The 1209-nt window shown below is 71.9% G+C and carries 1 protein-coding gene; it reads right to left on the bottom strand.

The features are described 5' to 3' along the window. Positions 1–145: 145 nt before the first annotated feature. The gene (locus ACZ5WK_RS28480; protein ID WP_465551448.1) at positions 146–1012 is read right to left on the bottom strand and encodes a tetratricopeptide repeat protein; all 867 of its coding nucleotides are present in this window, start codon (positions 1010–1012) and stop codon (positions 146–148) included. Positions 1013–1209 lie beyond the last annotated feature (197 nt).

Raw genomic sequence — 1209 nt, forward strand, 5'->3', positions numbered from 1 at the left:
GCCTAAAACGGGGCGAACCTGAAAGCCGCTCCAACCCGCTCTGACTCCTCTCCGAAAGGATGGAGCCCTTACCGCGCCCTGGGAGCCCCCTGGCCAAGCCAGGGCCTCACTCAGTCAGTACCGCTCGACCTCAGGCCTCAGGGCTTCAGGCCTTGGCGTCGGTGGACCGCTCCGGCGCCACGCCGTCGAAGTCCTCGTCGATCTCCAGGTCGTCCTCGTCGTAGAACTCCTCGACGTCTTCCTCGTCCTCGAAGATCTCCCGCTCGTCCGCCACACCGCCGCCACGCGGCTTCGCCGGGGCCTCGGCCTGCTCGGTGTCCTCGTCCAGCTCCGGGTCGAGCGCGTCCACGAACTCCAGACCGTCGATCTCGGCCAGTCGCTCCGAGGCGTTGGTCGCACCCTCGCTGTCGGCCTCGACCGCCTTGGCGAACCACTCACGGGCTTCGTCGGCACGGCCGGCCGCGATCAGCGCCTCGGCGTAGGCGTACCGCAGGCGCGCGGTCCACGGCTGCACCGAGCTGGAGGCCAGCTCGGGGCTCTGCAGGGTGACGACGGCCGCGTCGAACTGCTCCATGTCACTGCGGGCACCGGCCGCGACCAGGCGCATCTCGACCTGGCCGGCCTTGTCCAGCTGCTTCACCTCGGGCTCGCCGGCCATCGCCAGCGCCCGCTCCGGACGGCCCAGACCGCGCTCGCAGTCGGCCATCACCGGCCACAGGTCCGCCCGGCCGGTCATCCGGCGGGCGGCGCGGAACTCGGTCAGCGCCTCGGAGTAGCGCTGCGTCATGTAGGACGCGAAGCCGGCCGCCTCACGGACGGCGGCCACGCGGGAGGCCAGCCGCAGCGCGACGCGCGAGAACTGGTAGGCCTCCTCCGGCTCGCTGTCCAGCAGACGGGCGACCATCACCAGGTTGCGGGCGACATCGTCGGCGAGCGTCTTGGGCAGGCTCTTGAGCTCCTGGCGGACGTCCGCGTCCAGCTCGAAGCCGGTGACGTCCTCCGGGATCGGCAGACGCTTGACGGGCTCGTAGTTGCCCCGGCGGTCGTCGTAGTCCCGGCCACCGCGGTCGTCGCGGTCGCGGTTGTAGCCGCCCGACGGGCGGTCGTCACGACGCGGACGGTCGTCACGGCGGAAGCCACCGCGGTCGTCACGGTCGCGGTTGTAGCCGCCGCCGGAGGGGCGGTCATCGCGACGGAAGCCGCCGCGGG

Source organism: Kitasatospora sp. NPDC032757 (assembly GCF_055579305.1).